10 protein-coding genes are annotated in these 10,133 nt (G+C 38.3%); 8 read left to right on the top strand and 2 right to left on the bottom strand.

The genetic code is table 11. The features are described 5' to 3' along the window. Positions 1–471: 471 nt before the first annotated feature. Positions 472–1,968 (bottom strand): M12 family metallo-peptidase, encoded by a 1,497-nt coding sequence (locus CWB66_RS06465; RefSeq protein ID WP_138584730.1) that lies wholly within the window; start codon positions 1,966–1,968, stop codon positions 472–474. Positions 1,969–2,265: 297 nt separating this feature from the next. Here CWB66_RS06465 and lexA point away from each other — a divergent pair, with 297 nt between their 5' ends. From lexA to CWB66_RS06440, 5 genes are all read left to right on the top strand, one after another. Further along, positions 2,266–2,883 (top strand): transcriptional repressor LexA, encoded by a 618-nt coding sequence (gene lexA, locus CWB66_RS06460; protein ID WP_077536378.1) that lies wholly within the window; start codon positions 2,266–2,268, stop codon positions 2,881–2,883. A gap of 598 nt (positions 2,884–3,481) precedes the next feature. Continuing rightward, positions 3,482–4,624 (top strand): cytochrome c oxidase subunit II, encoded by a 1,143-nt coding sequence (gene coxB, locus CWB66_RS06455; protein ID WP_138584729.1) that lies wholly within the window; start codon positions 3,482–3,484, stop codon positions 4,622–4,624. Further along, entirely contained in the window at positions 4,624–6,216 is a 1,593-nt protein-coding gene (gene ctaD, locus CWB66_RS06450) for a cytochrome c oxidase subunit I (protein ID WP_138584728.1), read from the top strand. The genes coxB and ctaD overlap by 1 nt, the downstream gene beginning before the upstream one ends. Beyond that, positions 6,216–6,746, top strand: a complete 531-nt coding sequence (locus tag CWB66_RS06445; protein WP_077536375.1) for a cytochrome c oxidase assembly protein — start codon at positions 6,216–6,218, stop codon at positions 6,744–6,746. The genes ctaD and CWB66_RS06445 overlap by 1 nt, the downstream gene beginning before the upstream one ends. 35 nt (positions 6,747–6,781) lie before the next feature. Beyond that, a complete protein-coding gene (locus CWB66_RS06440; protein WP_138584727.1) occupies positions 6,782–7,657 on the top strand; it encodes a cytochrome c oxidase subunit 3 in 876 nt (291 codons plus the stop codon). Here the strand turns inward: CWB66_RS06440 and CWB66_RS23025 are convergent. Beyond that, positions 7,560–7,868, bottom strand: coding sequence for a DUF2909 family protein (locus CWB66_RS23025; protein WP_138584726.1), 309 nt, complete (start codon positions 7,866–7,868; stop codon positions 7,560–7,562). The two genes, CWB66_RS06440 and CWB66_RS23025, sit on opposite strands and share 98 nt — an antisense overlap. A gap of 14 nt (positions 7,869–7,882) precedes the next feature. Here CWB66_RS23025 and CWB66_RS06430 point away from each other — a divergent pair, with 14 nt between their 5' ends. Genes CWB66_RS06430 through CWB66_RS06420 form a run of 3 tightly spaced genes read left to right on the top strand, consistent with a single transcriptional unit; the run spans position 7,883 to position 10,128 of the window. Next, positions 7,883–8,623 (top strand): SURF1 family protein, encoded by a 741-nt coding sequence (locus CWB66_RS06430; RefSeq protein WP_138584725.1) that lies wholly within the window; start codon positions 7,883–7,885, stop codon positions 8,621–8,623. Continuing rightward, positions 8,613–9,107, top strand: coding sequence for a transmembrane cytochrome oxidase associated protein (locus tag CWB66_RS06425; RefSeq protein ID WP_138584724.1), 495 nt, complete (start codon positions 8,613–8,615; stop codon positions 9,105–9,107). Before CWB66_RS06430 ends, CWB66_RS06425 begins: the two co-directional genes overlap by 11 nt. 31 nt (positions 9,108–9,138) lie before the next feature. Continuing rightward, on the top strand, positions 9,139–10,128 hold the full coding sequence (locus CWB66_RS06420) for a COX15/CtaA family protein (RefSeq protein ID WP_138584723.1): 990 nt from the start codon (positions 9,139–9,141) through the stop codon (positions 10,126–10,128). Positions 10,129–10,133 lie beyond the last annotated feature (5 nt).

The raw sequence follows: 10,133 nt of genomic DNA, 5'->3' as shown, positions 1-10,133 counted from the left end.
ACTCGAGCAGCTATATGCCGCGCAATCGGCGTTGAATTTACTTGCAATAGGCCAGCTATTGACGCGCAAGTTTGCCTTGTTTTCACTGAAAATCTCTGGCTAGAGAAAAATAAATTTAAATATCACTATGATTCAATATATTAGTAAATATCTTAACCAGAGTTCAGGCTACTTAAAATATCGTTTAAATTTTCATAAATTTAAGATCATCATAAGGCTAAATTGAATATTTGTCGTGCGAAAAAGCTATTAACAACTTTAGATAATGCTGTTATTCGTAAAGAGGGTGATTATAAAGCTGAGTTAGTAATGGCGATTTATAATTAAGCGAAGTGAGTGACATTTGTAAAATGTGAATTTGCTTTAAACTAAGTTTAATACCAATTGCATTAAATTAATGATCATGTTTTTAATAAAATTGGTATAAGCAAGTCGCCATACCTTGACGCTTGCTTACATTAGCTATATTTTTTATTGGTAACTAGCGACTAGTTCTACATTATTAAAGGCATTAAAACCTTTGAGCATAATAGAGTAATTACCAGTACGAGTATCGCTACAACTTTCGCTATTTCCGTTTTTATAAGGACGGCAATCAAAGTTATTACTCGATGCAATTGCGTTGTATTTTACATGTAGATCAACATCACCACTACCACCTGAGGTTGTGAATGTAACTTGCGTCGCCCCATTTGGCACTGCAAAAGTAAACAACTGTTCGCTATTTCTAGCGCCACTAACTGTAATCGGTTGATTATTTTGTAGTACATTATCATTTGTTGGCGGGGGGGTTGAAGATCTAAAGTTTGCAATAGTTGGATTTGTTAAATTTAATACTCTTGCATTGTCATGTTCTGCTAAAGTTCCCATTACATCACCATTGTATGATTTGTTTGGGTTCGACCAGTAATTAATGCGGGTACAATTATTGGTGCAATTATACGCCATTACTGAACGCCATTGCGATTGAGGTTGCTGATAGCCATGTCCAAATGAATATGGAGATGTTGATGGATCGTTTTCAGGGTTATGACGAGCGCCTTGTAAATGTCCAATTTCATGACCAAAAGAGTAATAACCCGTTGCACAGTCATAATCGACCATAGCAAAAGCGCTATTCGCATTTGCACCAATGGCTTTTGCCTGACCACAGTAGCCGTTTACATCATTCACTAATATGACTACATCAGCACCGTATTGATCGCGTAATGTATGGGCTTCATCCATATAGCCATCATTTTTAGCGGCTAAGCGGTTTAAATCAGTCCCTGAGTTTGTAGCTTCAGTGTAATTAATTTGGCTTACATGAGCTACGCTAACAACAGCGTTAACGCCTGAGTTTTGATAACCTTGGTTGGTCTCGACAACAGCAAGATCAATTAAGCTATTTATATCCCCCGATTTTTGCGCAGCTGCAGGCGTATATAAAACTAATAAGCTAATATCGCTTTGTGCATTGCTAGCCATTGCTGTTTGGTAATTTTGTGCCGTTAAAATTTGCTCACTGATTGAAGCTATGTTGCTATTGCTAGATTGCTTATAATCGGGTGCATGCTCAGCAGGTTGTTTTGCTGGATCCAGTTCAATGAAGTTATGACCAGAGTGTTTATTTGGTTGTAATTTGTAAACATGTTCGCCTACTTTTACCGTACCAGAAATCCCTTTTTCCGATTTGATGAGTGTAACTTCGTCACCATCTAAGCTTTTACCAACCCAAATTAGACTACCTGTTGCTGATGAGCTTGTTGTGCTTTTAATAAACTCAATATTATTACCTTTAATAGGTAAGAAAAAAGCATCTGTGTTGCTGCTTAGTTCAAAAAGTGGTTGCCCAAATTGAGATTGAGTACTTGCTTGTGCAGTCATGCTTTGTGAAATGTTAGAGTATTGAACTTCAAAAAGTGGAACTTGAGCGTGCGTATAACCACTGAACAGTAGGCCAATAAATAATGGTGAGTATTTTTTCATTTGATAATCCTTTTGAATTTATTTTGTTCTTATAAAGTGTACATGTTAATAAGCTGTTTTCAACCCATTAACATTGAGGTGTGTTTAATATGACTATTATTGTAAATATAAAAATACACTTGTTTAATTTATGTAACCAGATTTTGTTTTTGTAAGTGTGAAAGGGGATTTATTAATTATGAAAAACAAACGCTATTAACTGGTAATCGCATAGTTTGTTTAGCTTAATTTAAATTTGCGATTTTTATTTAACTGTATATACTCACAGTTAAATGTACTGTATGGAAAACCAGTTATATGCGACCATTAACGAAGCGCCAAGCTCAAATACTCGAATTAGTTAAAGTTTTTATTAAAGACACTGGTATGCCCCCTACACGTGCAGAGATTGCACAAACACTAGGTTTTAAAAGTGCCAATGCTGCAGAAGAGCATCTAAAAGCACTTGCAAAAAAAGGTGTTATTAAAATGAAGCCAGGCGCAAGCCGAGGTATTCAACTTGTTGAAGAAGAAGAACCTGAGCAATTAGGTTTGCCTCTAATTGGCCGAGTAGCGGCCGGTGAGCCTATTTTGGCGCAAGAGCATGTTGAAAGTCATTGTAAAATTGATCCATTAATGTTTAAACCTGCTGCCGATTTTTTACTGCGTGTTAACGGTATGAGCATGAAAGATATAGGTATTATGGATGGCGACTTATTGGCGGTGCATAAAACTCAAGTTGCTGAAAATGGGCAAGTTGTAGTTGCACGTGTTGATGATGATGTAACTGTAAAGCGCTTTGAAAAAGCAGGTCGAAAAGTACTGCTGCATGCTGAAAATGATGATTTTTCAGCAATTGAAGTCGATTTAGAAAACGAATCTTTTAATATTGAAGGTTTGGCTGTTGGGGTTATTCGTAACGCTGATTGGATGTAATACCAATTTTAGTAAAAACATGATCATTCTAACGCATTAAATAACTCACTAACTACGTTAAAAATTATTTATATAGAACAACTATGTATCATAATTTTAGCCTTGTTATTGAGCTACTTTCTTATCACTATAATAGATCACTAATTTAATGCAGTGTTAAATTAGTGATTTTATAAATGCGTGCTTTTTAGTACGCATTTTTAGTTACAAGGCTCCTTACTAAACAATTTTTATTGCACTCCTCTTTTATCCCCTTATGTTATTTGTAACCCCTATCAAAACTCAGTTCGCATCATTTTAAAATTTTAAAAGTGACATGTTTTTTTGCTAATCCGTTAATATCATTTGTTTAATTTTCATACTAAAACTTGCTTGTTGGTTAATCTTTAGCTAATTATTAATGGGCTGGGCTAACAGTAACTCATTGTTTTTAGTTTTGAGAATACACACATTTACAATAAAACCTTGGTTAGCGCAGTGTAATACCTATTGTTTAATAAGGACGAGGGTATTAATACAAAAATAAAAATAACGAATTGGCGTTTAAGCCGTATGCCTCTTCGCTTTGCACTCGCAACAGCATCAAAGGAGTCGTCACATGGGTAAATTGAGCTCTACCTTGTGGCTTATACTGTTTGTTTTTCCGCAGCAAGTATTGGCAAATAGCCAATTTAATATGCGTAAAGGCGTAACTGATATAAGTAATAATGTTTATCAGCTGCACATGACTATATTTTTCATATGTTGTGTGATTGGGGTAATCGTGTTTGCCATTATGTTTTGGGCACTCATTCATCACCGCAAATCTAAAGGAGCAGTGCCTGCTCAATTTCACGAAAGCACGAAAGTAGAAATACTTTGGACTGCTATTCCGTTTGTTATTTTAATTGCTATGGCTATACCGGCCACTAAAACTCTAATTGCAATGGAAGATGCCAGTAAGGCTGATCTCACTATTAAAATTACAGGATCGCAATGGAAATGGCATTACGAATACATGGGTGAAGACGTTGAGTTTTACTCAATGCTTTCTACTCCTCAAGACGAAATTGCTAATCTTGCACAGAAAAACCCTAACTATTTACTTGAGGTAGATAAACCACTGGTACTGCCTATAAACCAAAAAGTACGTTTTTTAATGACCTCAGACGATGTTATTCACTCGTGGTGGGTGCCCGATTTTGCCGTCAAAAAAGACGCAAATCCTGGGTTTATAAACGAAACATGGACCAATATAAACGAAGAAGGGATTTACCGGGGTCAATGCGCTGAGCTGTGCGGTAAAGATCATGGTTTTATGCCTGTGGTTGTAGTTGCAAAATCAGAATCCGATTTTAAAACCTGGTTGGTAGATGCAAAGCAGGCTAAGCAGAAAGCTGCGCTGGCAGATGCCGCACTGCTTGATCAAACGTTACCTAAAGATGAGTTAATGACTTTGGGTGAACAAGTATATATGGCTAATTGTGCAGCGTGCCATCAGCCTACGGGCATGGGATTACCAGGTGTATTTCCTGCACTTAAAGGGAGTCCAATTGTATTAGGGGATATTAAAGATCACATTGATATAATTATTCATGGCCGCCCAGGCACTGCAATGCAAGCCTTTGCAAAACAGTTATCTATAAAGCAATTAGCAGCAGTTATTACTTATAAGCGTAATGCATGGGGTAACGATACGGGTGATGTTATTCAGCCGAGTCAAATACAGACAGCACTTGATGCCAAAGTGGAGGCGAACTAATGAGTAGCATAGTAGAACAACCTAACGCCGATGAAGCGCATCATGCACATCACCCTGCAAAAGGATTTAAACGCTGGCTTTATACAACCAATCATAAAGATATAGGTAGTTTATATTTAATATTTTCGCTGACCATGTTTTTAATTGGTGGCGCAATGGCCATGGTGATTAGGGCTGAATTATTTCAACCAGGTTTACAGTTGGTTGATCCCCACTTTTTTAATCAAATGACCACCGTACACGGTTTAATTATGGTATTTGGTGCAGTAATGCCAGCCTTTACTGGCCTTGCCAATTGGATGGTGCCGCTGATGATTGGTGCACCTGATATGGCACTACCAAGAATGAATAACTGGAGTTTTTGGATTTTACCGTTTGCGTTTTTAATTTTATTAGCATCGTTATTTATGCCCGGTGGTGGTCCTGCATTTGGCTGGACTTTTTATGCTCCGCTCTCTACAACTTACAGTAATGACAATACGGCGTTGTTTGTATTTGCCGTACATATAATGGGAATAAGTTCAATTATGGGGGCTATTAATGTAATTGTCACCATAGTTAATTTACGTGCTCCAGGCATGACATGGATGAAGCTTCCCCTATTTGTATGGACATGGTTAATTACTGCCTTTTTATTAATTGCGGTAATGCCCGTACTTGCAGGGGCTGTAACTATGGTGCTTACCGATAAGTACTTTGCGACCAGCTTTTTTGATGCCGCAGGTGGCGGTGATCCGGTGATGTTTCAGCATATTTTCTGGTTTTTTGGTCACCCAGAAGTGTACATCATGATTTTGCCAGCGTTCGGTATTATATCGACCATAGTGCCTACTTTCTCGCGTAAAAAACTCTTTGGTTATGCCTCTATGGTGTATGCCACATCCTCGATTGCGCTGCTGAGCTTTATTGTTTGGGCGCATCATATGTTTACCACGGGGATGCCTGTAGCAGGTGAATTGTTTTTTATGTACGCCACAATGCTTATATCTGTGCCCACTGGGGTCAAAGTATTTAACTGGGTTGCCACTATGTGGAAGGGTTCAATAAGTTTTGAGGTACCCATGCTATTTAGTATTGCCTTTATTGTATTGTTTACCCTAGGTGGCTTTTCTGGGTTGATGTTAGCCATTACACCTGCTGATTTTCAATATCACGATACTTACTTTGTTGTAGCGCATTTTCACTATGTATTAGTAACCGGTGCGATATTCTCGATTATGGCGGGCGCTTATTATTGGCTGCCTAAGTGGACGGGCAATATGTTTAATATCACCTTAGCTAAATGGCATTTTTGGTTATCACTGGTGAGCGTCAATGTACTGTTTTTTCCTATGCACTTTGTAGGACTTGCTGGTATGCCGCGTCGTATTCCTGATTATGCACTGCAATTTGCCGATTTTAACGCAATCATAAGTATTGGTGGTTTTGCCTTTGGCTTATCGCAATTGCTGTTTGTGGCTGTTGTAATTAAATGTGCTCGTGGTGGCGATAAAGTACCTGCAAAAGTATGGGATGGGGCAGAAGGGCTTGAGTGGGAAGTTGACTCACCAGCCCCGTATCATACTTTTTCTACACCTCCGGAAATAAAGTAATGACACACGCACCGCTACTTAAGCGCTTGATATTAATTTGCGTGGGTATGTTTGCATTTGCATTTGCCTTAGTGCCCTTATACGACGTGTTTTGCGACGTAACAGGGCTCAATGGCAAGCCTTCGCTAGAGCAAGCAAAGCAAAGTACACAAATAATACAAAATCGTGAAGTTGGCGTTAGCTTTACTACGCATGCTCAAAGCGGTGCGCCGTTCGAAGTTAAATCAAAAGAATACAGCGTTGTGGTAAAGCCCGGTGCAATGCGTGAAGTGTTTTTTAGCGCTAAAAATAACAGCGAGCTAGATAAGGTAATGCAGGCTGTACCTTCTGTTTCACCAGGTAAAGCGGCAAAGTATTTACATAAAATTGCTTGTTTTTGTTTCGATCAACAACCGTTAAAAGCAGGTGAAGAACTTGAATTCAAATTACTTTTTTATGTTGATACTGCATTACCAAGTGACATAGAAGAATTAACTTTATCGTATACCGTATTTGATATTAGTGAACAGCTAGTGGCAAGTAATAACTAGCTTTTTAAACTAGTGTAAAACTAGGAGTAAATAAAATGAATCAAAAATATGAGCATTATTATGTACCAGATCAAAGCCCATGGCCCATTGTGGGTGCTATTGCATTGTTTTTTATAGCAGTGGGCGCAGGCTTAACGGTTATGGATGTTGGAAAAGAATCTGGCGGTGGTATTTATCTACTTTATGCCGGAATTGCTGTGCTTTTATATATGTTGTTTAGTTGGTTTAAAAATGTAATTAGTGAGTCGGACCAAGGTTTGTATTCAGCGCAAATGGATCGCTCTTTTAGGCAAGGTATGAGCTGGTTTATTTTTTCTGAAGTTATGTTTTTTATGGCTTTTTTTGGTGCGCTGTTTTATGCGCGGGTTCTGTCGGTTCCATGGCTTGGGGGGGCTGGTAATAATGCAATGACTAACGAAGTGCTTTGGCCTACCTTTGAAGCTGTTTGGCCCTTACTTTCAACACCTGCTGGAGAAACCACTCAGGCTATGGGTTGGCAAGGTTTGCCACTTATAAATACCTTAATACTACTTACCTCGTCGGTTACTTTGTATTTTGCCCATGTTGCGATGGAAAACAATAAACGCACCCCACTTAAAGTATTTTTAGGGGCTACTGTTTTATTGGGGGTTTGCTTTTTAGGACTGCAAGTTGAGGAGTATATACATGCATATAATGATCTTAATTTAACCTTAGATGCCGGTGTTTACGGTAATACGTTCTTTTTATTGACGGGTTTTCATGGCATGCATGTAACGCTCGGCACCGTACTTTTATTGGTTATACTTTTACGCATTCTAAAAGGACATTTTACTAAAGATAAGCACTTTGCTTTTCAGGCTGCTGCTTGGTATTGGCACTTTGTAGATGTGGTGTGGTTGTGCTTATTTGTATTTGTGTATGTGCTGTAGTGGCCATAGGCGAGTCATTCGCTTTAATAAACCCAAGCTTAAGTGCTGCAATCACAACAACTAAAACGACCACAGAAAACACTACGCGACGACCTAAAAAATGGGACATGGGTCGTCCACCTGTTTTCCCAGAGACCATAATAAATAATGCTCTAAATAAGTTAAAAAGTATAAATATTAACAACAGTACGATAATAATTTTAATAATCACTGAGTTGACCCTTTATGCAGTTAGTTTTATGGCACAAACAAAAGCTTAGTTCAATAATCACACTTTGTATGGTCGTGGTTGTTGTGTTGGTCTGCGTGCGCTTAGGTTTTTGGCAATTACAGCGCGGCGAGCAAAAGCAACAGCAGCTAATTGCCATTGCTGAGTTGCAAACTCGTGGCGTTATGAACTGGCCTCAATTACTTAACTTGCCTGATAGTTGGAACAAAACTGGCGTATTAGTGGAGCTAAAAGGGCAGTTTGTACAAAACCACTATTGGCTTTTAGATAACCAAGTTTACAACGGGCAAGTAGGATACGATTTACTCGCTTTGTTAAAGCCCGATAATGATCCTAAAGTGATTTTAGTTAATTTGGGGTGGATAAAAGCGCCCATATCGAGAGATGTTTTGCCACAAGTTACTCTCCCAAATGGCGATTTTATTCTAAAAGCACAAATAAAAGAAAATAACCTCAGTGGTTTTACACTTGAAAATAAAGCTACAAATAATGACTTACCTACACGAATCCAATCTATTGATTTGAATATGCTAAGTGCTCAAAGCCAGCAATTATTAATTAATTTTATGGTTTATCGACAAGGTAGTGGTGATGAAATTGCTATACCTCATTACGAGGCTGTAGTGATGAGTCCTCAAAAACATAATGCTTACGCCGTGCAGTGGTTTCTAATTGCTGTTGCATGTGTTGTTGTCGCTATTTTTGCAAGTAAGAAAAGGACACATAATGAAAAGTAACCCTCTTTTATTGTTTGTAGGTTGTTGTGCTATACCGCTAATTTTGGCATATGGCGCACTGAAATTTGATTGGTTGCCAACTGCCATTACTAATCACGGTGAGTTTTTAAGTGAAGACGTTAAATTTGAAAACTGGCCGCAAAGCAATCCAAAACAGTGGACCATTGCACTTAACTATTCAAGTCAATGTAATACGCCCTGTAGCGAGCAACTTGAAACACTAAATAACTTATATGTAGCGCTTGGTAAAAATCAAGGCAAGGTTGATATGGCAATAATGGGGCGCCCTGATGATAAAACATCGCCTTGGAAAATTATTGCTGAGCAACAAAGCTTACAACCTGCAAGTTTGTATTTAATCGATCATATGGGGTTAGTCGTGCTGGAATATCCTTTTAAGGCGCAACCACAAGAAAATCGTTTGGTGCAAAAGGGACTGTTAAAAGATTTAAAAAAACTACTTAATTATTCACGTTCAAGCTAGCTAGTTCTATTTGTTTAAGTTGGAGTATTCGATGTATAAAAATTATAAAAACTTAGTATTAGTAACTGGACTGCTGGCTTTAATTGTTGTGGCGCTAGGTGCTTACACTCGCTTAAGCGACGCAGGCCTGGGTTGCCCTGATTGGCCAGGCTGTTATGGTTTTTTAACAGTTCCTAAGCATGAGGCCGATATTGCGCTTGCTACACAGAGCTATCCAGACATGATGTTCGAAACAGCTAAAGCGTGGAAAGAAATGATTCATCGTTACTTTGCCGGCACGCTTGGGTTACTCATTTTAGTTTTATTTATACTCGCTTTTTTAAAGCGTCAATACCCAATAACACCAGTGAAATTACCATTGTTATTGCTATTGTTGGTTGTATTTCAAGCTGCACTAGGTATGTGGACTGTGACTATGAATTTACAACCGTTAATAGTAATGGGCCATTTACTTGGAGGTTTTAGCATTTTATCGCTTATTACTTTGTTGTATTTAAGGTTAACAGCAAAGCTGATTATGGGCGGTGATGAGGGCGCTAAGCACTACTTTGGATTAAGTCTAATTGCGCTTGGTGTGCTTGTTATACAAATAGCGTTAGGTGGCTGGCTTGCTGCAAATTATGCAGCTCCCCATTGTAGTGGTTTGCCATTTTGTAATTATGCACAGCCGTTTTCATTAAGTAGCGTGTTTCAATTACCGTTAGAGCACAGTAGTTATGAGTTTGGCGTGCTATCGCAGCAAGCGCGAATGTCTATTCATTTATTACACCGCATTTGGGCATTAGTTACTTGTGTCGTTTTGGCATTCGTTATGTGGAAAATATACAGCGAGGCTTACTCTCAAAAGATTAAAAATTGTGTTGTAAGTGTATTGTTTTTTCTGTTTTGCCAAATTAGCTTAGGACTTATTTTAGTACATTGGCACTTTCCGTTAGGTGTTGCGCTAGCGCATAACTTAATGGCTGCCATACTGTTATTGAGTATGGTTAGGCTATGTTATTACTTAAAATCACGCACATAAAGGGG

The organism is Pseudoalteromonas sp. S558, from assembly GCF_005886635.1.
Classification (GTDB): domain Bacteria; phylum Pseudomonadota; class Gammaproteobacteria; order Enterobacterales; family Alteromonadaceae; genus Pseudoalteromonas; species Pseudoalteromonas aliena.
Note: the sequence above shows the minus strand (reverse complement) of the source record. Positions and strands in the feature narration are given on the sequence as shown.